This window comes from Streptomyces sp. NPDC012827, assembly GCF_042900905.1.
Lineage (GTDB): Bacteria > Actinomycetota > Actinomycetes > Streptomycetales > Streptomycetaceae > Streptomyces > Streptomyces gulbargensis.
In genome coordinates this window covers 415,886-439,272 of sequence record NZ_JBIBBY010000001.1, presented here as the reverse complement: position 1 = coordinate 439,272, position 23,387 = coordinate 415,886, and the positions used below count along the sequence as shown (strand labels likewise).

At 72.5% G+C, this 23,387-nt stretch carries 19 protein-coding genes; 7 read left to right on the top strand and 12 right to left on the bottom strand.

Annotated features, from left to right (window positions below):
• Positions 1-39: 39 nt before the first annotated feature.
• Positions 40-1,017, bottom strand: coding sequence for an ABC transporter substrate-binding protein (locus ACFY60_RS01905; protein WP_388607601.1), 978 nt, complete (start codon positions 1,015-1,017; stop codon positions 40-42).
• A 535-nt stretch (positions 1,018-1,552) separates the two neighbouring features.
• Here ACFY60_RS01905 and ACFY60_RS01900 point away from each other — a divergent pair.
• From ACFY60_RS01900 to ACFY60_RS01890, 3 genes are all read left to right on the top strand, one after another.
• Complete coding sequence (locus tag ACFY60_RS01900) at positions 1,553-2,764, top strand: NADP-dependent malic enzyme (protein WP_388607603.1); 1,212 nt, start codon at positions 1,553-1,555, stop codon at positions 2,762-2,764.
• Positions 2,765-2,929: 165 nt separating this feature from the next.
• Complete coding sequence (locus ACFY60_RS01895) at positions 2,930-3,895, top strand: zinc-binding dehydrogenase (protein WP_388607605.1); 966 nt, start codon at positions 2,930-2,932, stop codon at positions 3,893-3,895.
• Positions 3,896-4,062: 167 nt separating this feature from the next.
• Entirely contained in the window at positions 4,063-5,382 is a 1,320-nt protein-coding gene (locus ACFY60_RS01890; protein WP_388608153.1) for a cellulase family glycosylhydrolase, read from the top strand.
• 49 nt (positions 5,383-5,431) lie between these two features.
• On the opposite strand, the gene ACFY60_RS01885 is transcribed toward ACFY60_RS01890, so the two are convergent.
• Positions 5,432-6,376 (bottom strand): helix-turn-helix transcriptional regulator, encoded by a 945-nt coding sequence (locus tag ACFY60_RS01885; RefSeq protein ID WP_388607606.1) that lies wholly within the window; start codon positions 6,374-6,376, stop codon positions 5,432-5,434.
• A 1-nt stretch (position 6,377) separates the two neighbouring features.
• Complete coding sequence (locus tag ACFY60_RS01880) at positions 6,378-7,253, bottom strand: DUF4097 domain-containing protein (RefSeq protein WP_388607607.1); 876 nt, start codon at positions 7,251-7,253, stop codon at positions 6,378-6,380.
• A gap of 150 nt (positions 7,254-7,403) precedes the next feature.
• On the opposite strand from ACFY60_RS01880, the gene ACFY60_RS01875 reads away from it, so the two are divergent.
• Positions 7,404-8,219 carry a hypothetical protein gene (locus tag ACFY60_RS01875; RefSeq protein WP_388607609.1) on the top strand — a complete coding sequence of 272 codons (816 nt, stop codon included), beginning with the start codon at positions 7,404-7,406 and terminating at the stop codon, positions 8,217-8,219.
• A gap of 153 nt (positions 8,220-8,372) precedes the next feature.
• Here ACFY60_RS01875 and ACFY60_RS01870 read toward each other — a convergent pair whose 3' ends face one another.
• The 6 genes from ACFY60_RS01870 to ACFY60_RS01845 all read right to left on the bottom strand — a co-directional run bounded on the left by ACFY60_RS01870 (position 8,373) and on the right by ACFY60_RS01845 (position 16,250).
• The gene (locus tag ACFY60_RS01870) at positions 8,373-8,555 is read right to left on the bottom strand and encodes a DUF6104 family protein (protein ID WP_003961784.1); all 183 of its coding nucleotides are present in this window, start codon (positions 8,553-8,555) and stop codon (positions 8,373-8,375) included.
• A 132-nt stretch (positions 8,556-8,687) separates the two neighbouring features.
• A complete protein-coding gene (locus ACFY60_RS01865) occupies positions 8,688-12,506 on the bottom strand; it encodes a multifunctional oxoglutarate decarboxylase/oxoglutarate dehydrogenase thiamine pyrophosphate-binding subunit/dihydrolipoyllysine-residue succinyltransferase subunit (protein WP_388607611.1) in 3,819 nt (1,272 codons plus the stop codon).
• 269 nt (positions 12,507-12,775) lie between these two features.
• Positions 12,776-13,828 carry an ATP-binding protein gene (locus tag ACFY60_RS01860; protein WP_309054625.1) on the bottom strand — a complete coding sequence of 351 codons (1,053 nt, stop codon included), beginning with the start codon at positions 13,826-13,828 and terminating at the stop codon, positions 12,776-12,778.
• A gap of 107 nt (positions 13,829-13,935) precedes the next feature.
• Positions 13,936-14,670: a response regulator transcription factor gene (locus ACFY60_RS01855; RefSeq protein WP_309054624.1), complete on the bottom strand. Its 735-nt coding sequence runs from the start codon at positions 14,668-14,670 to the stop codon at positions 13,936-13,938.
• Positions 14,671-14,730: 60 nt separating this feature from the next.
• A complete protein-coding gene (locus ACFY60_RS01850; RefSeq protein ID WP_388607613.1) occupies positions 14,731-15,402 on the bottom strand; it encodes a spermidine synthase in 672 nt (223 codons plus the stop codon).
• A gap of 332 nt (positions 15,403-15,734) precedes the next feature.
• Positions 15,735-16,250: a hypothetical protein gene (locus ACFY60_RS01845; protein WP_388607615.1), complete on the bottom strand. Its 516-nt coding sequence runs from the start codon at positions 16,248-16,250 to the stop codon at positions 15,735-15,737.
• Between the two features lie 148 nt (positions 16,251-16,398).
• Here ACFY60_RS01845 and lon point away from each other — a divergent pair, with 148 nt between their 5' ends.
• Both lon and ACFY60_RS01835 read left to right on the top strand, forming a co-directional pair.
• Complete coding sequence (gene lon, locus ACFY60_RS01840; RefSeq protein WP_388607617.1) at positions 16,399-18,813, top strand: endopeptidase La; 2,415 nt, start codon at positions 16,399-16,401, stop codon at positions 18,811-18,813.
• Positions 18,814-18,900: 87 nt separating this feature from the next.
• Complete coding sequence (locus ACFY60_RS01835; RefSeq protein ID WP_388607620.1) at positions 18,901-19,578, top strand: DUF4240 domain-containing protein; 678 nt, start codon at positions 18,901-18,903, stop codon at positions 19,576-19,578.
• Between the two features lie 102 nt (positions 19,579-19,680).
• Here the strand turns inward: ACFY60_RS01835 and ACFY60_RS01830 are convergent, their stop codons facing one another.
• Both ACFY60_RS01830 and ACFY60_RS01825 read right to left on the bottom strand, forming a co-directional pair.
• On the bottom strand, positions 19,681-20,631 hold the full coding sequence (locus ACFY60_RS01830) for a lytic polysaccharide monooxygenase (protein WP_388607622.1): 951 nt from the start codon (positions 20,629-20,631) through the stop codon (positions 19,681-19,683).
• A gap of 251 nt (positions 20,632-20,882) precedes the next feature.
• Positions 20,883-21,716, bottom strand: coding sequence for a lysozyme (locus ACFY60_RS01825; protein WP_388607624.1), 834 nt, complete (start codon positions 21,714-21,716; stop codon positions 20,883-20,885).
• A 242-nt stretch (positions 21,717-21,958) separates the two neighbouring features.
• Between ACFY60_RS01825 and ACFY60_RS01820 the strand changes: the two genes are divergently transcribed.
• On the top strand, positions 21,959-22,441 hold the full coding sequence (locus ACFY60_RS01820) for a MarR family transcriptional regulator (protein WP_309054130.1): 483 nt from the start codon (positions 21,959-21,961) through the stop codon (positions 22,439-22,441).
• A gap of 99 nt (positions 22,442-22,540) precedes the next feature.
• On the opposite strand, the gene ACFY60_RS01815 is transcribed toward ACFY60_RS01820, so the two are convergent.
• Complete coding sequence (locus tag ACFY60_RS01815) at positions 22,541-23,329, bottom strand: hypothetical protein (protein ID WP_388607626.1); 789 nt, start codon at positions 23,327-23,329, stop codon at positions 22,541-22,543.
• Positions 23,330-23,387 lie beyond the last annotated feature (58 nt).

Below are 23,387 nucleotides of genomic sequence, written 5' to 3'. Positions count from 1 at the left end.
GACTGCCCTTCGGTGCTACGTGGAGGGGGTGGAGGGTAGTCAGGAGCCGCCGTTGATCTTGGCCGCGGGGATCGCGCCGGAACCGGCGTTCCACTTGTCGAGGGCGGCCTTGTAGGTGCCGTCCTTGATGATCGCGTCCAGGGCTTCCTTGATCGCGTCCCGCAGCTGCGTGTTCTTCTTGTCGACCGCGATGCCGAAGTAACCGGCGTCCGACTTGTTGGCGACCGCTTCGAAGTCCTTGCCGCCACCGGCCGTCTGGGCGATGTACGCGGCGACCGGCGAGTCGTTCAGGTCGGCCACGGCGCCGCCGGCCTTGACGCGCGTCTGGGCCTCGGCGTCGGTCGGGAAGGACTCGAAGGTCAGCTTCGGCTTGCCGTCCTTCTCGCACTTGGCCGCCTGGTCCTTGGCGGCCTGCTCGTACGTGGTGCCGCGCTGCACCGCGAGCTTCTTGCCGCACAGGTCGTCGAGCGACTTGATGTTCTCCGGGTTGCCCTTCTTGACCAGGATGCCGGTCGAGGCGCTGAAGTAGTCGACGAAGTCGACACCGGTACCGGTCTTCTTGCCCTTGTCGTCCAGACCCTCCTGGCGGGCCTTGGTGTCCGTCATGGACGACATCACGATGTCCGTGCGACCCGTCGGCAGGGCGGTGAGCAGGGTGTCGAAGGTGCCGCTCTCGAACCGGAACGGGACGCCGAGCTGCTTGGAGAGGGCCGCGGCGATGTCGGGGTCGACACCGACGATCTCGTTGCCCTTCTTGAACTCCATCGGGGCGTACGTGGCGTCCGTACCGACCTTGATGACGCCGGCCTTCTGGATGTCGGCCGGGAGCTTGGAGAACAGCGGCGCGGTGCTCACGGGGGCCTTGGAGGCGCCGCCCTCGGGCTTCTTGGCGCCCTCGGTCTGGTCGCCGCAGGCGGTCAGCAGCATGGAGCCGGCGACCGCGATGGCGGCGACCGCTGCAAGACGGGTGGTGCGGGTCTTGGCGACGGTCGTACAGCGCGTGGAGCGTGCGGTCATGGTCGGGTTCCTCCGGCGTGTGAGGGAGTTGCCAAAGATCGCGTACGCACCTTCGGGTGTCGCGACCTCGTGTGATTACGGCATCTTGCCATTCGGACCGGCTCAAACCGACGGCCTCGGATGTCAAAATCGGGTAACGGGTGACCCCCGAATCCCGACAGGCCGGTACATCAAGGCCGGATCTTCTTCGGAAACACTTCCCCGGCACCGGAAAATCTCCGGTTCATCTCGCCATTCGGACGAGTGAAAGGCCGCCATTCGGCCCTGGAGCGCATCTTTCCGGACATCGAGTGACGTGTCATTCCCCGTCCCCGTGCGGGTGCGCTCGGTATGAGTCGCGTCACCGAGCGGTTATGGACTCGCTGGCGGTGCCGTCCGTCCGGTAAGAAGGATCCTTACACCCCTCATCCGGGGCTCAGGGCGCGTTGTGCGGCGCGCCCGCGCGGCTGCCAGACACGGCGGCCGCGGGACCCGCCAACCGCTCCTCACCAGGAGCGGCCACCCTCACTGAAGCAGACTTAAGGGGTCTACCCACATGGCAGCGGAGATCGTCAATCCTCGCAGCGAGGCCGCGACGGAAGGAGCTCCCGAGGAGCCCTTCGATCCGGCGTTCGCGCTCCACCGGGGCGGCAAGATGGCCATTCAGGCCACTGTCCCCCTCCGGGACAAGGACGACCTGTCCCTCGCGTACACGCCCGGCGTGGCCAAGGTGTGCACCGCCATCGCCGAGCAGCCCGAGCTGGTCAACGACTACACCTGGAAGTCGCAGGTCGTCGCGGTCGTGACCGACGGCACCGCGGTGCTCGGTCTCGGCGACATCGGCCCGGAGGCCTCCCTTCCCGTCATGGAAGGCAAGGCCATCCTCTTCAAGCAGTTCGGCGGCGTGGACGCGGTCCCGATCGCCCTCGCGACCAAGGACACCGACGAGATCGTCGAGACCGTCGTCCGGCTCGCCCCGTCCTTCGGCGGCGTCAACCTGGAGGACATCTCGGCCCCCCGGTGCTTCGAGATCGAGCGCAAGCTCCAGGAGCGCCTCGACATCCCGGTCTTCCACGACGACCAGCACGGCACGGCCATCGTCACCCTCGCCGCCCTCCGCAACGCGGCGAAGCTGACCGGCCGGAGCCTGGGCGAGCTGCGCGGCGTCATCTCCGGCGCCGGCGCGGCCGGTGTCGCCATCGCCAAGTTCCTGCTGGAGGCCGGCCTCGGTGACGTGGCCGTCACCGACCGCAAGGGCATCGTCAGCCGGGACCGCGAGGACCTGACCGACGTCAAGCGCGAGATCGCCGAGCTCACCAACAAGGCCGGCCTCACCGGCTCCCTGGAGAGCGCCCTGGCCGGCGCGGACGTCTTCATCGGCGTGTCCGGCGGTACGGTTCCGGAGGAGGCCGTCGCCTCCATGGCCCCGAACGCGTTCGTGTTCGCCATGGCCAACCCGAACCCGGAGGTCCACCCCGACGTCGCGCACAAGTACGCGTCCGTCGTGGCGACCGGCCGTTCGGACTACCCGAACCAGATCAACAACGTCCTCGCGTTCCCGGGCATCTTCGCCGGCGCGCTCCAGGTCCGGGCCTCCCGGATCACCGAGGGCATGAAGATCGCCGCGGCCAACGCCATCGCCGACGTCGTCGGTGACCAGCTCTCCGCGGACTGCGTGATCCCCTCGCCGTTCGACGAGCGGGTCGCCCCGGCCGTCGCCGCCGCGGTCGCCGCCGCCGCCCGCGCGGAGGGCGTCGCCCGCCGCTGACGCGCGCGTCGTCCCACCCGGTACGCCCGAGGGCCCCGCTCCGCACCCGGAGCGGGGCCCTCGGCGTGCGGCGGGCGGAACGCGGGCGCGCGCGGGCGGGGGAGGGACGCGCGTCACACAGGCGCGTGGTTCCGTGACCGCCCGTGGCGTCCTAGGGTCGGGGCCATGTTCGCTGCCTACGCCGCCCGTATCGATCGCGACCAGCCCCTCAACGGCCTCGAATTGGGCGAACGCCCCGAACCCGAGGCCCGGCCCGGCTGGACCACCGTCACCGTCAAGGCCGCCTCCCTCAACCACCACGACCTGTGGTCGCTGCGCGGCGTCGGACTGCCCGAGGAGAAGCTGCCGATGATCCTCGGCTGCGACGCGGCGGGCATCGACGAGGACGGCAACGAGGTCGTCCTGCACTCCGTCATCGGCCAGACGGGCCATGGTGTCGGCCCGGACGAGCCCCGCTCGATCCTCACCGAGCGCTACCAGGGCACCTTCGCCGAGCGCGTCACCGTCCCCCGCTGGAACGTGCTGCCCAAGCCGAAGGAGCTCTCCTTCGAGGAGGCCGCCTGCCTTCCCACCGCCTGGCTCACCGCCTACCGGATGCTCTTCACCAACGCGGGTGTACGCCCCGGTGACTCGGTCCTCGTCCAGGGCGCCGGTGGCGGCGTCGCCACGGCCGCCATCGCCCTCGGCAAGGCGGCCGGCCTGCGCGTCTTCGCCACCAGCCGCGACGGGGCCAAGCGGAAGCGGGCCGTCGAGCTCGGGGCCGTCGAGGCGTACGAGCCGGGGGCGCGGCTCCCGCAGCGGGTGGACGCCGTCATCGAGACCGTCGGCGCGGCCACCTGGTCGCACTCGGTCAAGTCGCTGCGCCCGGGCGGCACCGTCGTCATCTCCGGCGCCACCAGCGGTGACCGGCCCTCGCACGCGGAGCTCACCCGCATCTTCTTCCTGGAGCTGAAGGTCGTCGGCTCGACCATGGGCTCCAAGGACGAGCTGGAGGACCTGCTGTCGTTCTGCGCGGCCACCGGTGTCCGGCCCGTGATCGACGAGGTGCTGCCGCTCGACCGCGCTCGCGAGGGCTTCGAGAAGATGGCCTCGGGCGACCTCTTCGGAAAGATCGTGCTCACCAACTCTTGATGGCGCATCAGATCACCTGATGGGATCTCCGGCACTGCGAACACACCGTCGTGCCGGAGGTCCCCGTGCTCCCTGTGTTGCGAACCACCCTGGCGGCGAGCGCCGTTCTCGCCGTCCTCCTCGCCCCGACCGCCACGGCCACTGCCACCACCGGCGCCACCGGCGCCGTGGCGCGCGCCGGGAACGCCGGGGACGTGACGGGCATCCCCGCCCTCACCGACGAGCACGGCCGCACCCTGACCCTGCGCGGCTGGAACGTCGAGGACAAGGTGAACCGGGGCGAGGCGGCCCTCTCCGCGATCACCGAGAAGCACTTCCGCGACATGCGCGCCCAGGGCTTCAACTTCGCCCGCCTCCTCGTCTTCTGGGACGACCTCGAACCCCGGCCCGGCCGGTACAGCGAGGAGTACTTCCGGAAGATCGAACGGATCCTGAACTGGGCGCACCGGCATGACGTCACCGTTCTCCTCGACGCCCACCAGGACGTCTTCGGCCCGGCCTTCGGGCACCGCGGCATCCCCGCCTGGGCCACCAGGACCGACGGCCTGCCCTTCACGCCCCACCCGGACGACTGGTTCTCCGAGTACTTCGAACCGGCCGTCCAGCGCGCCTTCACCCACCTCTACGAGGACGAGGACCTCAGGCGCGCCCAGTCCCGGATGTGGCGGGTCCTCGCCGAGCGCTTCGACGACCACCCCGCCGTCCTCGGCTACGACCTGATCAACGAGCCCATGGGCGAGCTCCGGGAGGGCGAGGACCTGGCGACGGCGGCCCGGCGCATCGAACGGGACCAGCTGACCCCCCTGTACAACCGCCTGGCCGACGCGGTGCGGTCGGCCGATCCGGACGCCTGGGTCTTCGTCGAACCGACCCCGATCGTCGGCGAGGGCGTCCCGACCGGCCTCGGCCGGATCGACGACCCGAAGGTCGTCTACGCCCCCCACTTCTACAACACCGGCATGGAGGCCGGCGCCGACTACGATCCGGCCGCCGGCTGGGTCGAGAGCTACGAGCGGGCCGTCACCCGGTACCCGGCCACGTACAAGGTTCCCGTGGTGGTGGGGGAGTGGGGTCCGCTCAACAACTCCCTCCCGAACATGAACCGCTTCTACCGTGACGCCATGGCCTCCCTCGGCCGGTACGGCTCCGGATGGGCCGGGTACGTGTGGTGCTACGGCGGCGGCTACTGCGCCGTCGACGGCTCCGGGGCCTTCCGCACCAACAAGGAGCTGACCGCCGAGCCGTACGCGGAGGCGGTCGCGGGCACGGTGCGCTCCGCCGCGTACGACTCCCTGACCGGCGTCTACCGGCTCGTGTACGACTCCGCCGGGCGCCGCGGCCCCCGTGTCACCGAACTCTCGCTGCCGCCCGGCGACTGGCGGGTCACCGCCGGGGGCGGGGCGCTGGTGCTGCGCGAGGACCGGGGCAGGGCCCGGGTCCTCGCCGCTCCGGACTCCCGGGTGACGGTGACGGTCACCCGCGGCTGACGGCCGGGCGGGGACCGGCGGGCGCCCGGTCCCGGCCGGGCGCCCGGCGTCAGGCTCTGCGCCGGGGACGCAGGAGACCCGTGATGCGGACCGCCGCCGTCGACAGGTGGAGACGGGCCTCGGACAGCTGCTCCTCGTTCACCCCGTGGTCCCGTGCCGCGTCGCGGATCTCGTCACGGAACCGGTCCAGCAGGCGGTCCAGGTCGCGGGCCGGGTCACCCGAACCCTCCGAGGGGCGGGCCCACTCCGGCGCCTCGGCGCTCTCCGCGCCGGACGCGCCCGGAGTGCCGGGGCCGCCGGCGGTCTCCCGGTCCGGCGGGAACGGCGAGTCGGCACCCGAGGCCTTCGGGTGGGTGGTGCCGGTGACCAGACCGCCGAGCTGGGCGGTGATGTCCGAGAGGCCCTCCCAGACGGCCTTGGGCCACTCACCCCGTGAGAACCGGTCCTGGACCTGCTCCTGGACCTGCTGGGCGATCCGCTGGAACTCCTTGGCCTGGCGTCGCGCGTTCTGCGCCTCCGCACGGGCCTGCCGGGCCTGCTCCTTCCACTCCTGCTGGGCCCGGCGCAGCTCCTCCTTGGCGTCGGCGAAGGCCGAGCTCTCCGCCTGCCGGGTCCGGCCCGCCGCCGCCCGCATCTCGCTGCGGACCCGGCCGGCCGCGCCCCGCACGTCCTCCCGGATCTCCGCCGCCAGCTCCGACACCGACTCGCGGATCTCCCGCTCCAGGTCGTCCAGTTCGGCACGCCGGGCCGCCAGTTCGGCCCGGCCCGCGTCGGTGATCGAGTACACCTTGCGCCCGCCCTCGCTGGCGTGGGTGACGAGCCCCTCGGCCTCCAGCTTGGCGAGGCGCGGGTAGACGGTGCCGGCCGAAGGCGCGTACAGCCCCTGGAAGCGCTCCTCCAGGAGCCGGATCACCTCGTAGCCGTGACGGGGAGCCTCGTCGAGCAGCTTGAGCAGGTACAGGCGGAGGCGGCCATGAGCGAAGACGGGCGGCATGTCAGAGCACCTTTCCGGTGGCGGAGGGGGAGGACGGGGCGGGGGATTCGGCGTCCTCGTCCGGCTCGGGTCGGCGGAGCAGGGCGATCGAACCGGAGAGGGTCGTGGCCTTGAGCGTCCCCCGGCCGGAACCGAGGGTGCCGGTCAGGGACTTGGCGCCCCACTGTCCGCCCACCCTCAGATCCTCGAAGGCGTTGGACAGCGAGCCGCTGGTCGTGATGGCCTCGACCCGGGCGTCGCCCGGATGCGGCAGCCGGATCGCGACCTCGCCGGACACGCTGGTGAGCCGGATGTCCGCCGGCGGCCCGTCCTGACCGGCCCCGGCGAGGTCGATCACCATGTCCCCGCTCATCGTGTCGGCCTTCACGGAGGCCCCGGCGCCCTCGATGACCGTCACGTCACCGGTCACCGAGTTCACCCTCAGCTCCCCCGTCACCGACTGGGCCACCAGGGCGCCCGACACCGTCTCCGCCCGGACCGGGCCGGAGAGTCCCACGAGCGTCGTGTCGCCGGTGACGCCCCGCACCTCCGTACGCCCCCGGATGCCGGAGACGACCGCCTCGGCGCCGACCACCCCCACCTCGACGTCCACGCCCGCGGGCACGGCCACGGACACCACGGCCCGGCGCCGCATGCCCTTGCGGTCGAGCCACTTGAGGATGCCCTTCCAGTGCAGGTCCTCGTAGCTGACGGTCAGCGTCGAGCCCTCCTGCGACACGATCAGCGGCGGCCCCTCGATCTCGGAGATCTCCACCCGCGCGGAGGCCTCCTCGGTCCCCACCACGTTCACCGCGCCGTTGACGACACGGACCTGGAGGCGCGTCACGGGCCCGGTCGGCGTGAGTTTCGTCGGCTCGGTGACGGACCACTCTGTCATGGTGCTGACCTCCCGTATCGGCAACGCAACATATCGCGTCTTTCCTCATACACGATATATCGCGGCGAGGGGAAGTCAACCCTGACTCTCCCCTGACAGGGTCGTCGCAATCTCCCTCCTAAGCGGACAAATTGACCTAGCGTAGGGCGCATGAACGCGACCTCCCGACCGAGCCCCGCCGGGGCGCTGCTGCTCTGCCGTGCCGCACCCTCGCTGGTCAGGCCGCCGGCCCCGCTCCTCGGGGAACACGTGCTGCTGGCCCCCGCCGGGACGGACTGGAGCGTCCTCGTGCCCGAGGGCACCCCCTGGCTCCACGGCGGGGAACCCGTCGAACGCGTCGTCAGCGGCTGGGCCACCGCCCTCGCGGTCACCGCCGCCACCTGGCCCGTCCTCGCGCTCTGGTGGGACGGCGAACGTGCCGGCTTCGTCCTGGCCGCGGGGTTCCGGCGCACCGTCGGCTACACGTGGCTCGCGGACGGCACGCCCGCCGGCGAGGACGAGGCCATGCGGACCTTCGCGGACCGCCTCGGCCTCGACCCCGTCCTGGACGTCCAGGACCTCGAACCGCTCACCGCCCCCGACCCGGACGCCCACGGCACGGCCCGCCTCGTCGGCCTCGTCGCCGTCCTCGCCCGCACCGGGCTCGCCCTGCCGCCCGGGATCGGCCCCGGTGAGGACACGGACCGGCTGCGCTCCGCCGCACTCGCGCAGGGCGCCGAACAACTGGAGGGCGGCGGCCTGCGCGACGCCGTACGCGCCGAACTGGACATCGTGGAGGAGAGCCCCCTCGGCCCCTACCTGCGGGGCCCCCGGGCGCGTGCCCTCGCCGCCGCGCAGCTCGCCGCGGGCCTACCGCTCCTGCTGTGGGCCCTGCGCCGCCGCAGCGGCGCCTGGGCGACGGCCGGGACCGTCCTCGTCGCCCACGGAGCCCTGGGCCTCACCTACGACCGCCTGCGCGCCGACTGACCGGCGCCCCCGCGCGCGGAGCCCCGTACCGGCGCCGTACCGCCGCCCGTCCGAAGCCACGCACGCGTGGAGCCCGTACCGGCGCCGTGCCGCACCTGCCCCCGCCGTACCGGACCGGCGGCCCACCGCCCGCCGCAGGCCGCCACGCGGCCTCTACTCGTCCTCGTCCTCGTCGTCGAGGCGGGCCAGCCAGGTCGCGAGGCGCTCGACCGGCACCTCGAAGTCGGGGTTGAGGTCGACGAAGGTCCGCAGCTGCTCGGCGAGCCACTCGAAGGTGACCTCCTCCTCGCCGCGCCGCTTCTCCAGTTCCTCGATGCCACGGTCGGTGAAGTACATACGCCCAGGATAGGCCGTACCCCCGGCGCGCCCTGGTGCCCCCCGGCGCCCCGGCGGTCGGCCGGGAACGCCGGAGGCCCGGCACCCCCGAGAGGGGTGCCGGGCCTCCGTACTCCGTACGCGGTGACCGGGTCAGGCGTCGAAGACCTCGTTGACCAGCTGCTGCTGCTCCGCCTGGTGGCGCTTGGCCGAGCCGACCGCCGGGGAGGAGGAGTGCGGGCGCGAGATCCGGCGCAGGCGCTCGCCCGCCGGGATGTCCGCGCCGACCGCCAGGTCGAGGTGGTCGATCAGGTTGAGCGCGATGAACGGCCACGCACCCTGGTTCGCCGGCTCCTCCTGGGCCCACAGGTACTTCTCGGCGTTCGGGTACTTGGAGATCTCGGCCTGCAGCTCGGCACCCGGCAGCGGGTACAGGCGCTCCACCCGGATGATCGCCGTGTCCGTGACACCGCGCTTCTTCCGCTCGGCGTCCAGGTCGTAGTAGACCTTGCCCGCGCAGAAGACGACCTTGCGGACGTCGGCCGCGTTGACCGACTCGTCCCCGATGACCGGGCGGAAGCCGCCGGTGGTGAACTCCTCCACCTTGGACGCCGCGGCCTTCAGACGCAGCATCGACTTCGGGGTGAAGACGATGAGCGGCTTGTGGTGCGGGTTGTGCACCTGCCAGCGCAGGAGGTGGAAGTAGTTCGACGGCAGCGTCGGCATGGCGACCGTCATGTTGTCCTGGGCGCACAGCTGGAGGAAGCGCTCCGGGCGGGCGGACGAGTGGTCCGGGCCCTGGCCCTCGTAACCGTGCGGCAGGAGCAGCGTGACGCCGGAGGTCTGGCCCCACTTCTGCTCGGCCGAGGAGATGAACTCGTCGACGACGGTCTGCGCGCCGTTGACGAAGTCACCGAACTGGGCCTCCCAGACGACCAGGGAGTCCGGGCGGGCCAGCGAGTAGCCGTACTCGAAGCCCATCGCCGCGTACTCGCTGAGCAGCGAGTCGTAGACGTTGTAGTGGGCCTGGTCCTCCGTCAGGTAGAGCAGCGGGGTGTAGTCCTCGCCGGTCTCCTGGTCCACCAGCACCGCGTGGCGCTGGCCGAAGGTGCCGCGGCGGGTGTCCTGGCCGGAGAGGCGGACCGGGGTGCCCTCCATCAGCAGGGAGCCGATGGCGAGGGTCTCGCCGAAGCCCCAGTCGATGGTGCCGTCGTCGATCGAGGCCGCGCGGCGCTGCAGCTGCGGCAGCAGGCGCGAGTGGACCGTGATCCGCTCCGGGACGTTGACCTGCGACTCGGCGATCCGCTTCACGACCTCCTGGGAGACCGCGGTGGTGACGGCGACCGGGAACTCGGCGCGGGCGTCCGGCACGTGCGTCGGCGCCGGGGCGGCGGTGGCCTCACGGACCTCCGCGAACACCTTCTCCAGCTGGCCCTGGAAGTCCTGGAGCGACTGCTCCGCCTCCTCCAGGGTGATGTCCCCGCGACCGATGAGCGACTCGGTGTACAGCTTGCGCACCGAACGCTTCTTGTCGATCAGGTTGTACATCTGCGGGTTGGTGAACGAGGGGTTGTCGCCCTCGTTGTGACCGCGGCGGCGGTAGCAGATGAGGTCGATCACGACGTCCTTGTTGAACGTCTGGCGGAACTCGAAGGCGAGCCGCGCGACGCGGACCACGGCCTCCGGGTCGTCGCCGTTCACGTGGAAGATCGGCGCCTCGATCATGCGGGCCACGTCGGTCGCGTACATCGAGGAACGCGAGGACTCCGGGGCGGCGGTGAAGCCGACCTGGTTGTTGATGACGATGTGGACCGTGCCGCCCGTGCGGTAGCCGCGCAGCTGCGACATGTTCAGGGTCTCGGCCACGACACCCTGGCCCGCGAAGGCCGCGTCACCGTGCAGGGCGACCGGCAGGACCGTGAAGTCCGTGCCGCCCTTGTTGATGATGTCCTGCTTGGCGCGGACGACGCCCTCCAGGACCGGGTCGACCGCCTCCAGGTGGGAGGGGTTGGCGACCAGGGAGACCTTGATCTGCTCGCCGTCGAGACCCGTGAAGGTGCCCTCGGCGCCCAGGTGGTACTTCACGTCGCCGGAGCCGTGCATCGACTTCGGGTCGAGGTTGCCCTCGAACTCGCGGAAGATCTGCGCGTAGGACTTGCCGACGATGTTGGCGAGGACGTTCAGCCTGCCGCGGTGGGCCATGCCGATGACGACCTCGTCCAGGCGCGACTCGGCGGCCGAGTCGATGACCGCGTCGAGCAGCGGGATGACGGACTCGCCGCCCTCCAGGGAGAACCGCTTCTGGCCGACGTACTTCGTCTGCAGGAAGGTCTCGAAGGCCTCGGCGGCGTTGAGCCGGCGCAGGATGCGGAGCTGCTCCTCGCGCTCCACACGGGCGTGCGGGCGCTCGACGCGGTCCTGGATCCACTTGCGCTGCTTCGGGTCCTGGATGTGCATGAACTCGATGCCGGTGGTGCGGCAGTACGAGTCGCGGAGCACGCCGAGGATGTCGCGGAGCTTCATCATCGACTTGCCGGCGAAGCCGCCGACCGCGAACTCCCGCTCCAGGTCCCACAGGGTGAGGCCGTGCTCGGTGATGTCCAGGTCGGGGTGCTTGCGCTGCTTGTACTCCAGCGGGTCGGTGTCGGCCATGACGTGGCCGCGGACCCGGTAGGAGTGGATGAGCTCGAAGACGCGCGCGGCCTTCGTGACGTCGTCGTCGTGCGAGGCGTCGATGTCCTTGAGCCAGCGGACCGGCTCGTAGGGGATGCGCAGCGCCTTGAAGATGTCGTCGTAGAAACCGTCCTCGCCGAGGAGGAGGTTGGAGACGATCCGCAGGAACTCGCCGGAGGCCGCGCCCTGGATGACCCGGTGGTCGTAGGTCGAGGTCAGGGTCATGACCTTGGAGATGCCCAGCTTGTTCAGGGTGTCCTGGGAGGTGCCCTGGAACTCGGCCGGGTAGTCCATGGAACCGACGCCCATGATGACCGACTGACCGGGCATCAGACGCGGCACGGAGTGGACGGTGCCGAGGCCGCCGGGGTTGGTCAGGGAGACCGTGACGCCGGTGAAGTCCTCCATCGTCAGCTTGCCGACGCGGGCGCGCTTGACGATGTCCTCGTAGGCCTGCCAGAACTCGAAGAAGTTCAGCGTCTCGGCCTTCTTGATGCCGGCGACGACGAGCTGGCGGTCGCCGTTGGGCTTCACCAGGTCGATGGCGAGGCCGAAGTTGACGTGCTCCGGCTTGACCAGGGTGGGCTTGCCGTCCTTCTCCGCGTACGACCAGTTCATCGACGGCATGGCCTTGATGGCCTGCACCATCGCGTAGCCGATGAGGTGGGTGAAGGAGATCTTCCCGCCCCGGGCGCGCTTCAGGTGGTTGTTGATGACGATCCGGTTGTCGAACAGGAGCTTCACCGGGACGGCGCGGACGGACGTGGCCGTCGGCATGTCCAGCGAGGCGTTCATGTTCTTCGCGACGGCCGCGGCGGGACCACGCAGGGTGATCAGCTCGGGGCCGGCGGGGGCCTCGGTCGCCTCCGCGGCCTTGGCGGCCGGGGCGGCGGCCTTGGCCGGGGCCGGAGCGGCGGCGGCGGGCTTCGCGGCGGCCGGGGCTGCGGGGGCCGCGGCCGGCTTCGGCTGGGCCGGTGCCGCAGCGGCGGCAGGGGCGGGTACGGCGGCGGCCGGGGCGGCGGCGGGAGCGGCAGGCGCGGCCTGTGCGGGGCCCGTCTGCGGCGCGGCCGGCGCGCTCGGCGTGGTGGCGGCCGGGGCGGCGGGGGTCTCCGACGCTCCGGGCTTGTAGTCGGCGAAGAAGTCCCACCAGGCACGATCGACCGAATTCGGGTCCTGGAGGTACTGCTGGTAGATCTCGTCGACGAGCCACTCATTGGCACCGAAGGCGGTCGCGGGGCTCTTGCCCGCCCCGTCTTGGTCGGTCGGGGAGCTCGGGGTACTGGGGGACTGAGACGACACGGCGGCAACCGCCCTCTTCCGCTTCACAAGGTGATGGACAGCGGAAATAAAGGCTACGCCTGTCCGGCCGGGAGGTGCAGGCCGGGCACTCCAACGTCGCGCAAGTCACACTTGACGCGGCGTTTCGGCGCCGTGAATGGCGGGAAACAAACGTGGTTCCCCCTGTGTGAGGGTACGGAAAAACACGGCTACGGCCGCCTTCGGCCGCATCCCTGATCACGTCCTGCCCGCGTACACGCAGAACGTGCGCTTCCGGTTCGAACCCTACGTCAATCTCTGTAGGGAAGACTGCCCGGAAGAGTGACTCTGATGCGGCACCCGCGTGAGGATTCGGCCACTCCGATCCCGCCGCCGTGGAGATCGACCGCCCACCGGGCGATGGCCAGCCCCAGGCCGGTCCCGCCGTCGCTCCCCGGGCCGTGCTGATTCGGCACCGTGCCCCGGTTGAAGCGCTCGAACACCTTGTGCCGCTCCGCCTCCGGGATGCCCGGCCCCTCGTCCTCGACCACCAGCTCCAGCGAGTCCGGGTACGGGCCGCGGCGGGCCCGGACGGTGACCCGGCCGTGCGGCGGCGAGTGCTTCACCGCGTTGTCGATGAGGTTCGCCATCACCTGGTGCAGCCGCTCCGGGTCCGCGTGCGCGGTCAGTTCGGGCGGCGACACGTCCAGATGCAGGTGGACGTCCGTACGGCGGTGCAGGCCCGACGTCGACGACAGACCGCGCTGGGACGCGGCCAGGTTCGCCTCCCGCAGCACCCCGGAGAGGTACGGCCAGACCTCGAAGCGGCGGGCCCGGAGCGTCACGACACCGTTGTCGAGACGTGACAGGTCCAGCAGGGTCTCCACCAGCCGGCCGAGGCGTTCCGTCTGCTTGAGCGCCGAGCGCATGGTCTCGGGATCGGCCTCGGAGACCCCGTCCACGACGTTCTCCAGGACGGCCCGGAGCGCGGCGATGGGGGTGCGCAGCTCGTGCGAGACGTTGGCCACCAGCTCCTTGCGGTGCCGGTCGACGGCCTCCAGGTCGTCCGCCATGCGGTTGATGGTGGAGGCGAGGTCGCCCAGCTCGTCGCGCCGGTCCGCGCCCCGCACCCGGCGGCTGAAGTCGCCGCGCGAGATCGAGCCCGCCACCGTGTTCATCTCGTCCAGCGGCGCCGTCAGGGACTGCGCGACGAACTGCGTGATCAGCAGGGTCGCGATCATCGCGAAGATCGTGATGTACCGGAACTCGGTGGAGGTCCGGATCGCCACGAGGGCGAGCGCGGAGGTCAGCAGCACCGCGCCGACCACGAGGGCGCCCAGCTTGGTCTTGATCGAGATCGAGATCCGCCGCCCGGTGCGCCCGGCCGGGGGCCCGCCGGGCCGCGTGAGCCTGCCCGGCCGGCTCACGGCACGGTTCGGGACGCGGTTCGCGGCACGGTCCGCGGCGCGGCTCACGGCGCCGGGGTCTCCAGCGCGTATCCGACGCCGTGCACCGTACGGATCCGCTCGGCGCCGATCTTCCGGCGCAGCGCCTTGATGTGCGAGTCGACGGTCCGGGTGCCCGAGGCGTCCGCCCAGTCCCACACCTCGGCGAGGAGCTGTTCGCGGGAGAGGACCGCCCGCGGGGTGTTCGCCAGGCAGACCAGCAGGTCGAACTCGGTCGGCGTCAGGTGCACGTCCTCGGACCGCACCCGCACCCGGCGCTGCGCGTGGTCGATCTCCAGCTCGCCCAGGCGCAGTATGCCGCTGCGCGGGGTCACCGCCGCCAGGGCGGCCCGCTCCACGCGGCGCAGCAGTACGTGCACCCGGGCGGCCAGCTCGCGCATCGAGAACGGCTTCGTCATGTAGTCGTCCGCGCCGACCCCGAGCCCGACCAGCATGTCGGTCTCGTCGTCGCGGGCGGTCAGCATCAGGACCGGGACCGGCCGCTGGGCCTGCACCCGGCGGCAGACCTCCAGGCCGTCGAAGCCGGGCAGCATCACGTCGAGGACCATCAGGTCCGGCTGCCAGGCCTCCGCGGCGTCGACGGCCGCGGGGCCGTCGGCCGCGGTCTGCACGAGGAATCCCTCGGCCCGCAGCCGGGCCGAGACGGCCTCCAGGATGGTCGCGTCGTCCTCGACGACGAGCACCCTGCGCTGGGCCCCCGGAGTGGCCGCACCCTGGTGAGTGGTGTGTGTCTGCTCCATTGCCCCGCCTCGCGTCGCCGATGTCGGTGCAGCAGCCTAGAGGTACCGGCGGCGTCCCGGCTACGCAGGCCTGATGCCGAGGTGGACCACGTCCGGGACGCCCCGGGCAACGGGGATCTCTTCGGTCCGTACCCCGCTGAATCCGGCATTCCGCAACGAGCTTTCGAAATCGGCGGAGGGCCGCGCGGACCACACGGCGAGCACCCCGCCGGGGTTGAGCCGGGCCGCGCAGGCCGCCAACCCCTCGGCGGCGTAGAGGGATTCGTTGTCCTCGGTCACCGTCCAGTCCGGACCGTTGTCGATGTCCAGGCACAGCGCGTCGTACGTGTCGGGCGAGGTCCGCAGGTACTCCACGAGGTCCGTGTGCAGGATCACGGTCCGCGGGTCGGCCAGCGCCGTCCCGGAGAGCGCGGCGAGCGGGCCGCGCCGGTGCCAGTGGATGATCGCCTCCTCCCGCTCCACGACGGCGATCCGCCCCCAGCGCGGGTCGGCGGCGGCGTGCGCGAGCGAGAACCCCACCCCGAGCCCGCCGATGAGGACCGCGGCGCCGGCCCGGGCGTCCTCGGCCAGGGCGTCCATGGCCGCGTCCACGAGCAGCCGCTCGGAGCGCCCGTCGGAGGTGTCCATCAGGAAGGTGCCGTTGGCGATGATCTCGAAGTGCTCGGCGCGGCGCCGCAGCACCACTTCTCCGTACGGTCCCTCGCGGCGGTCGAGGGTGACGGGGCTGGACATCGGGTTCACTCCGCTCTCGTCTCGGCAGCTGATGGCTCCCGGTCATCCTGTCGGGCGGGGCGCGGGCGGGACAAACGCGTTACGGAACGGGGCGCGGGACCCGCCGCCGCGGGCGACCGGGGGTGGCCGAAATCCGCCCCCCGGGGGATTCGGGAAGTCGGGACGCCCGGGATGCGCCAGGCACGGAGCGCGGTGCCCGGGGCGAAGGCCGCCCCCCGACCGTTGCGCACGAACCGTTCCGGGTGCCCGGGCGCCGGTCTCACGCTCCGTCCGTCGCCCGGCGCGGCCGGCCTCGGTCCACGGCGGGGCCGTACGTCCCTTTTGGCGGGAGCTCAGGGGCTCGTCGGCGGGCCGCCCTCCGGGAGGGCGTCGAGGACGCGCCGCAGCGCGGGCGGTACGGCGCCGTCGGTGGCGACGACGCGGTGGCCGTGGTGGGCGACGGCGTACTGGAAGCCGTCCCGGACGGGTTCACCGGTGGGCCGGGCGGGCACCCGGTCGTACGCGGGGTCCTCAAGGGCGGCCCGCAGCCGGGCCACCTCGTCGGGGGTCAGGCGGCCGCCGCGCGGCTCCTTGGTGCGCGAGTGCAGGGTCCAGCCGCCGTCCTCGCGGACGACCAGCCGGTTGTTCACCCCCGCGAAACCGCCGGTGACGGCGACCTCCACCAGCACCTCCTGGCCGCTCGGCTCCTGGCGCGGCGGCGAGGCCTGCCCGGTCGTCGTCGTGGGGCCGGGCGAGGAAGCCCCTCCGGTCGAGGACGGCGCCTCTGACCCGCAGCCGCTCCCCCCCACGGCCACCACCACCGCCAGAAGCAGGGCCCCGCTCCACCGTGCCCGTCCACGTCGCGTCATGGTCCGAGCGTGCCTCTCCCCGGCGCGGAGCGCCGGACGGAACCGGCGTCCGCCGGTGATCGCTCAGAGCGAACAGCGGGCGGGGAACATTCATCGGCTCATGAGCATTGAGTGCGTACAGCTCAACTTGACTGCCGAAGGGGAGATCATGGCTTCTGAGTCCAAGGTGACCGCGCCGCTCACTCTGCCTGTGCTGCCGCTCGACGACGAGGTCGTGCTGCCCGGAATGGTGGTGCCGCTGGACCTGTCCGACAACGACGTACGGGCCGCCGTCGAGGCCGCCCAGGCCGCGGCCCGCCCCGGGACCGGCAAGCCCCGGGTGCTCCTCGTGCCCCGGGTCGACGGCACCTACGCCGCCACCGGCGTCCTCGGGACCGTCGAGCAGGTCGGGCGGCTCGCCGACGGCGACCCCGGCGCGCTCGTCCGGGGGCGCGGCCGGGTGCGCATCGGCGCCGGTACGACCGGGCCCGGCGGCGCCCTGTGGGTCGAGGGCACCGCGGTCGAGGAGACCGTGCCCGACCCGCTGCCCGGCGCCGTGGCCGAGCTCGTCAAGGAGTACAAGGCGCTGGCCACCAGCTGGCTCAAGAAGCGCGGCGCCTGGCAGGTCGTCGACCGCGTCCAGCAGATCGACGGCGTCGGCGCCCTCGCCGACAACTCCGGCTACTCGCCCTTCCTCACCGTCGAGCAGAAGGTCGAACTCCTGGAGACCGCCGACCCGGTGGCCCGCCTCAGGCTCGCCACCGCCCAGCTCCGCGAGCACCTCGCCGAACAGGACGTCGCCGAGACCATCGCCAAGGACGTCCAGGAGGGCGTCGACAAGCAGCAGCGCGAGTTCCTGCTGCGCCGTCAGCTCGAAGCCGTACGCAAGGAACTGCGCGAGCTGAACGGTGAGTCCGAGGGCGACGAGTCCGACGACTACCGCGCCCGCGTGGAGGCCGCCGACCTGCCGGAGAAGGTGCGCGAGGCCGCCCTCAAGGAGGTCGACAAGCTGGAGCGCGCCAGTGACCAGTCCCCCGAGGGCTCCTGGATCCGCACCTGGCTCGACACCGTCCTCGAACTGCCGTGGAACGAGCGGACCGAGGACCAGTACGACATCCCCGGCGCCCAGGCGATCCTGGACGCCGAGCACGCCGGCCTGCAGGACGTGAAGGAACGCATCACCGAGTACCTGGCCGTGCGCAAGCGGCGCGCCGAGCGCGGCCTCGGTGTCGTCGGCGGCCGCCGCGGCGGCGCGGTCCTCGCCCTCGTCGGCCCGCCCGGCGTCGGCAAGACCTCGCTCGGCGAGTCCGTGGCGCACGCCATGGGCCGCAAGTTCGTCCGCGTCGCCCTCGGCGGCGTGCGGGACGAGGCCGAGATCCGCGGACACCGGCGCACCTACGTCGGCGCCCTGCCCGGCCGCATCGTCCGGGCGATCAAGGAGGCCGGGTCCATGAACCCGGTGGTGCTGCTCGACGAGATCGACAAGGTGGGCTCCGACTTCCGGGGCGACCCGGCGGCCGCCCTCCTCGAAGTCCTCGACCCGGCGCAGAACCACACCTTCCGCGACCACTACCTGGAGGTCGAACTCGACCTCTCCGACGTCGTCTTCCTCGCCACCGCCAACGTCCTGGAGGCGATCCCGGAGGCGCTGCGCGACCGTATGGAGCTGGTCCGGCTCGACGGCTACACGGAGGACGAGAAGGTCGTCATCGCCCGCGACCACCTGCTGCCGCGGCAGCTGGAGCGGGCCGGACTGGAGCCCGGTGAGGTGGTCCTGGAGGAGGCCGCCCTGCGCAAGCTGGCGGGCGAGTACACCCGGGAGGCCGGTGTCCGCACCCTGGAGCGGTCCGTGGCCCGGCTGCTGCGCAAGATCGCGGCCCAGCACGAACTGGGCGAGCGCGAACTGCCCTTCACCGTCACCCCGGACGACCTGCGGGGCCTGATCGGCCGGCCGCACCACGTGCCGGAGTCGGCCCAGGACCCGGCCGAGCGGCGCACGGCGGTCCCCGGCGTCGCCACCGGCCTCGCGGTGACCGGCGCGGGCGGTGACGTCCTCTTCGTGGAGGCCTCGCTCGCCGACCCGGAGACCGGTGCCGCCGGGTTGACCCTCACCGGTCAGCTGGGCGACGTGATGAAGGAGTCCGCGCGGATCGCGCTCTCCTTCCTCCGCTCGCACGGCGCGGAGCTGGAGCTGCCCGTCACCGGCCTCAAGGACCGGGGCGTGCACATCCACTTCCCGGCGGGCGCGGTCCCGAAGGACGGGCCGAGCGCGGGCATCACCATGACGACCGCGCTGGCCTCGCTGCTCTCCGGGCGGCTGGTCCGCACCGATGTGGCCATGACCGGCGAGGTCTCCCTCACCGGCCGGGTCCTCCCGATCGGCGGCGTGAAGCAGAAGCTGCTCGCCGCGCACCGGGCGGGCATCACCACGGTGGTGATCCCCAAGCGGAACGAGGCCGACCTGGACGACGTCCCGGCCGAGATCCTGGAGAAGCTGGAGGTCCACCCGGTGACGGACGTCCGGCAGGTCCTGGAGATCGCGCTGGCACCGGCCGAGGTGCCGGTCGGGGCGGTCGCGGCCTGACGGCCCGTGACGGTACGGCGGTGGGGCGCCTCCCGGAAGGGGGGCGCCCCACCGCCCTTGTCGGCCGGGGCTGGCATGCTCGGCGGTATGAACGACGATGCCTTCTGGGCTCTCATGGACGAGTTGAGCCGCCGATCCGGTGACCGGGACGAGCGGCTGGAGTGGCTGGCGGGGGAGTTGAGGCGGCGTCCGGCCGCCGACAGCGTGGCCTTCCAGGTGCGGCTGGAGAGAGCGTGCGAGGCGGCGGACACCCGGGCCCTGTGGCGGGCGGCCGACCTGATCGAGGGCGGCGGCTGCTCGGACGACGGCTTCCACTACTTCACCCTCTGGCTGGTGGGGCAGGGGCGGAAGACGTACGAGTCGGTCCTCGCCGACCCGGACGCGCTCGCGGACGTGCCGGAGGTCCGGGCGCTGGTGGGCCGCCACCAGGAGGAGTGGGACGACGACGCCTGGCCGGAGTGGGAGGAGCTCGAGTACGTCGCGCAGGACGTGTACGACGAGCTGACCGGCCAGGAGGACGACGAGGGGGAGGAGTTCCACGCCGCGGTCGACGACATCCTGGACGCGGAGGAGCCGGACGCCGACGGGGAGCGGGACGGCCACGACGGCCACGGAGACGAGGACGGTGCCGACGCCCGCGCCGCCGGCGGCCCCGACGGCTGGGACGAGGACGGTGTGCCGCCGGCCGGACCCCGGGGACCGGCCGGCGGACGCACCGCGCTGCCCCGGCTGGCCGCCCTCTTCCCGGCCGGGCGGTCCGTCTAGGGCGCATGCGTCCGTGAAGCAGGGCCCTGCCCCGCGGGCGGACGCCGCTCCTTCACGGACAGGACCCAGGCGGCGGACCGGCCCGGCCGGGTGCCGGGGGCGTCAGGCGGAGGCGGAGTTCCGGCGGCGGCCCAGGAGCAGGCTGCCCGCCGCGAAGGCGGTGACGGCTCCGGCGCCCGCGAGGGCGAGCGGGAGCGGCGAGGTGGCCGGTTCGGCGGCGGCCCGGTGCGTCACGGACCCGGCCGCCGGGCCCGTACCCGTTCCGGCGGCCTCGCCGGGCCCGGCGTGCGCGGCGGCGAGGGCCGGGGGCCGCTCGTCGCCGCCGTGGCCCGCGTGGCTCACGGTCGAGAGCGCGGCGCCCGCCGCGATCTTCGACTCCGTCGGTGCCTTCGCCGCGGTGGCGGCGGTGCCGCCGCCGAAGGTGACGTCCGAGCAGCTGTAGAAGGCCTCGGGGCTGTCGCTGCGCTGCCACACCTTGTAGACGATGTGGCGGCCGGTCCTGGCCGGGAGGGTGCCGGTGAAGGAGTAGTGGCCGTCGGTCGTGGACCGGGCGGTGGCGTGGACGGCCACGGGCGCCGGGTCCAGGTCCGACCACTTCAGGGGCCGGGTGGGGTCGAAGCCCTGCTTGGTGATGTAGACGGTCATCGTGCCCACGTGCGCCGCCGTCGCCCGGACCTTGAAGCCGAAGGCGCCCGGGGTGACGGCCGTCGCGGGCCAGTCCGTGCGGGCCCAGTCCAGCGCCCGGAACTTCTCGCGGTTGGCCGAGCAGAGCCTGCCGTCCGGGATGACGGCCCGGTGGTTGCCGGCCGCGTTGGCGATGTTGACCTCGTTCCAGTCGTAGAGCGGCTGGGTGCCGGAGTCGGCGACGAGGTCCTTGCACACCTGCGACCTGGGGGTTTCGGGCCCCTCCGCGAAACAGGCGGCGATACGGCTGACGGGGTTGAAGACGGCGCCGTGGGCGCTCGCGGTGCCGGGGGTCAGGCCGACGAGCGCGGCGGCGGACAGGGACAGGGCGGCGGCGCCGGTGGCGGCGGTGCGGCGGGGGGACCTCATGCGGCGGCTCTCTCTCGTGCGTGGGGGAGTACGGGACGAGCGGTGGCACAACGACCTTCGGGCGCGGGCGAGTTGGGGACACGTCCGGCCGCCGTAGAGCCTCGCATTGGTCCATACCAATAGGCAAGGGGGTGGCCGGAAAAGCCGGAGCGGCCCCCGGGGTGCCGCCGCACACCCGGGAGCCGCCGTGGCTCCGCGCGGAGCCGCCGCCCCGCCCGGCCGCGCCCGGAGCGGCCGGGCGGGACGGGCCGTCAGCCGCCGTACGCGAGGGCCTGCACCCGCGAGAGGTCCCCGTTGAAGTGGTTGTGGTCACCGACCGTCGGGCCGGACGAGGTGTACTGCCACATCGTGTAGTACGGCCAGCCGGCCGGGAGTTCGCCGACCTCGGAGGCGTACCGTGCGATCCACAGCGGGTTGCTCGCGCCGAAGCCGGAGTAGTTCCCGGTGCACTGCTTCCACCAGCTCGTGGCGGTGTAGATCACCGCGTCCCGCCCCGTCCGGTACTTGTACCGGTTCAGGAAGTCCCGGATCCACGCGACCATCCCGGTCTGGGTCTTGCCGTAGCAGGTCGCGCCGTACGGGTTCCACTCGATGTCGAGCGCGCCCGGCAGGGTCCTGCCGTCCTTCGACCAGCCGCCTCCGTTGTTCACGAAGTAGTCGGCCTGGGCGGCCCCGCTCGCCGTGTCCGGGGTCGCGAAGTGGTACGCGCCGCGGATCATCCCCACGTTGTACGAGCCGTTGTACTGCTGCGCGAAGTAGGGGTTCTTGTAGTACGTGCCTTCGGTGGCCTTCACGTAGGCCCACTTGACGCCGCTGTTCCACAGCGTGGTCCAGGCCACGTTCCCCTGGTGGCTGGAGACGTCCACGCCTTCCGTCTGGACGGCCTGGACCGAGATGCCGCCCGGCCCGCCCTTCCGGCCGTCGTGCTCGATGACGCCCATGCCCATGTAGGCGGTGCCGCGGGCCGGGACCTGTCGGGTGCCCGGGTCGGGAGCGGCGCCGGCCGGGCCGGAGAGGGGGAGGAGGAGGGCCAGGGCCGCGAGGGCGGCGCCGGCGAGGGTCGTTCCGGATCTGCGCACACGCATTGCGTGCCTCCGAAGGCTCGGGTGAGCTCGATGAGCTCCGCGGGGGGAGAGCGCGACGGCATGTCCTGGTGTGGACATGTCATTGATGTCGCCGGGAATGACGCTAGGCACGGAGAACCGGTGGCGGAAGGGGTGCCGGGTGGCGCCGTTGGTCTACGCCTGCGAAATACTGAAAGAGCTGCGGCGATGGCCGCCGCGCCGGGAAACTTTCAGCGGCCGGAAGGCGCGTGGAGGGTGCTGACGTGCACGGAAGCGGTACGGGGAGTGACGGCGGAGCCGCGCCCGGAGCGGGCGTCGACCGCGAGTTCCTCGCCCTCGAACGCGAACTGGCGGTCTTCCTGCGCCGCGCCCGCGCCCAGTCCGGCGAGATGGCCCGCGAGGTCCACCCCGAACTGGAACCGGCCGCCTACGGCCTCTTCGTCCGCCTCGACGACGCCGGCCCTCAGCGCGCCACCGAACTCGCCGCGTACTTCGGCGTCGGCAAGGCGACCATGAGCCGTCAGCTGCGGGCCCTGGAGGACCTCGGCCTGGTGGCCCGCGACCCCGACCCCGCCGACGGCCGCGCCTCCCTGGTCCGGCTCACCGAGGAGGGCCGCCGGCGCTTCCGGCGCGTACGCGACGCCCGCCGCGAGCGGTACGTCCGCAAGCTCGCCGACTGGGACCGCGCCGAGGTCGCGGAGCTGGCGCGCCTGCTCCAGCAGTTCAACGTCCGGGCCGAGAGCTGAACCCCAAGGCCTGCGCGTACCGGACCCCCGGCCCTCCCGCCGCCCTTCCGTCAGGGGCCCACCGAAGCCCCGCCACCCCCCGGACCCGTCACCGCCGGTTCAGCCGCCCAGCTCCGCGTACACCGCCGTCGCGTCGTCGTGGAGCTTCCACCGGCGGGCGCCGCCCCGGGCCGCGTCCCGGGTCTCCAGGGACCGCACCCGGCGCAGCAGCCCGTACGGGCCCTCCTTCCGCAGGACCCCGAAGCACTCCGTCCAGTCGCCCGCGCCGAACAGCTCCACCCAGCGGCTCGCCCCGTCCGTGAGCGCCGCCAGGGCCCGTACCTCCGCCCGGGGAGTCGTCCCGGTCACCGCCCGCTCCGCGACCGCCGGGTCGGCCGCCGCCGTGAAGAAGCCGCCCTCCCGGTTCCGCAGCCGGTCGGTCGCCGCCACCGAGCGCCGCACCTCGTCCGGCACCCGGTCGAGCCGGTCGTCGAGGACGGCCCGGACCGCCCCGTCGGGCGCCTCCAGGAGCAGCGCCGAGTCGGACAGGACCAGATGCTCGACGGCGCTCTCGTCCCAGCGGGCCAGGACCACCGTCGCCTGGGGCGTACGGGCGTGAGAAAGGTCACAGGTGCCCCGGTGGGCGTCCGCGGTGCGCCGGATTGCGTCCGCGAGGATCTCGGCGAGGGGCATCTCGGGCCGGGAAGCGGACAGTTCGGTCAAAGCCCCGCCCAGCCGGGCGGTGAACCACGGGACCGGGTGCGCGCACCCGACGTCCCCGGCGGGCGGTGTCACGCCGTCGAGCAGGACGACCGTCCCCCCGCGTCCGCAGGCGGCCGGAGCAGCGGCTCCCCAGTCCTCGTTGGGGCGTTCGGGGCTGCCGGGCAAGGAGGCGACGTCACTGCGCATGAGGGTCAGTCTGCTGGCCGCGCCCGGACCTTCACAACACCTGCAAACGGCGGCAAAA

Coding starts and splice junctions, on each gene's coding strand:
- ACFY60_RS01815 (WP_388607626.1), bottom strand. CDS start 23,329: ATGCGCAGTGACGTCGCCTCCTTGCCCGGCAGCCCCGAACGCCCCAAC.
- ACFY60_RS01885 (WP_388607606.1), bottom strand. CDS start 6,376: ATGCCGCCCGTCTTCGCTCATGGCCGCCTCCGCCTGTACCTGCTCAAG.
- ACFY60_RS01830 (WP_388607622.1), bottom strand. CDS start 20,631: ATGAGGTCCCCCCGCCGCACCGCCGCCACCGGCGCCGCCGCCCTGTCC.
- ACFY60_RS01895 (WP_388607605.1), top strand. CDS start 2,930: ATGTTCGCTGCCTACGCCGCCCGTATCGATCGCGACCAGCCCCTCAAC.
- lon (WP_388607617.1), top strand. CDS start 16,399: ATGGCTTCTGAGTCCAAGGTGACCGCGCCGCTCACTCTGCCTGTGCTG.
- ACFY60_RS01905 (WP_388607601.1), bottom strand. CDS start 1,017: ATGACCGCACGCTCCACGCGCTGTACGACCGTCGCCAAGACCCGCACC.
- ACFY60_RS01855 (WP_309054624.1), bottom strand. CDS start 14,670: ATGGAGCAGACACACACCACTCACCAGGGTGCGGCCACTCCGGGGGCC.
- ACFY60_RS01825 (WP_388607624.1), bottom strand. CDS start 21,716: ATGCGTGTGCGCAGATCCGGAACGACCCTCGCCGGCGCCGCCCTCGCG.
- ACFY60_RS01845 (WP_388607615.1), bottom strand. CDS start 16,250: ATGACGCGACGTGGACGGGCACGGTGGAGCGGGGCCCTGCTTCTGGCG.
- ACFY60_RS01880 (WP_388607607.1), bottom strand. CDS start 7,253: ATGACAGAGTGGTCCGTCACCGAGCCGACGAAACTCACGCCGACCGGG.
- ACFY60_RS01850 (WP_388607613.1), bottom strand. CDS start 15,402: ATGTCCAGCCCCGTCACCCTCGACCGCCGCGAGGGACCGTACGGAGAA.
- ACFY60_RS01875 (WP_388607609.1), top strand. CDS start 7,404: ATGAACGCGACCTCCCGACCGAGCCCCGCCGGGGCGCTGCTGCTCTGC.
- ACFY60_RS01870 (WP_003961784.1), bottom strand. CDS start 8,555: ATGTACTTCACCGACCGTGGCATCGAGGAACTGGAGAAGCGGCGCGGC.
- ACFY60_RS01900 (WP_388607603.1), top strand. CDS start 1,553: ATGGCAGCGGAGATCGTCAATCCTCGCAGCGAGGCCGCGACGGAAGGA.
- ACFY60_RS01835 (WP_388607620.1), top strand. CDS start 18,901: ATGAACGACGATGCCTTCTGGGCTCTCATGGACGAGTTGAGCCGCCGA.